This window comes from Streptomonospora sediminis (assembly GCF_054778995.1).
In genome coordinates, this window is the sequence record NZ_BAAGYZ010000158.1 from 1 (window position 1) to 671 (window position 671).

Below are 671 nucleotides of genomic sequence, written 5' to 3' on the forward strand. Positions count from 1 at the left end.
GAGATCGACGACAAGGGCGACGACGGCGGCGAGGACGGCGGTGGCGGTGATGATGGCGGCGGCGACCGTGGCGAGGTCACCGAGATCGACCTCCGCAACGAAGAAGACGAAGACGACCAGGAACAGGAAAACGACGGCCAAGGCGACGACAGCCAAGGCAACGGCCAGGAGGACGGCCAAGGCGACGGAGGCGACGGCCCCGAGATCGGGGAAATCACCCGCGACTCCGAAACCGGCGAAATCAGCATCGGACACGGCGCCGAAAACGACCCCGTCACCATCGACCCCGGCGACAACGGCGCCCAAGGCACCGTCATCGACCCCGGCAACGCCGAAACCTCCGTCGACCCCGAAACAGGCCTCCTGACCATCGGCACCCCGCCCCCCGACAACACCGAAAACGGCGACGGCGACCACCAAGACGACGGCGGCGGTCAAAGCGACGGCAACGGTGAGGACGACGACGGCGGAACCGTCGACGACCCCAACATCACCCTGGACACCGAAACCGGAACCACCACCATCGACGCCGGCGACCTCGGCGTCACCGTCAACCCCGAAGCCGACACCATCACCATCGACCCCGGCGACGGCGAATTCGTCACCGACCCCGAAACCGGCAAAATCACCATCGTCCCCGCCGGCCAAGGCGACGGATCCCTCGGCCAAAA

1 pseudogene is annotated in these 671 nt (G+C 67.1%); it reads left to right on the forward strand.

Annotation, left to right across the window (positions count from 1 at the left end):
• Positions 1-671, forward strand: a pseudogene (locus tag ACYVD5_RS27970) (hypothetical protein); the annotation flags it as partial.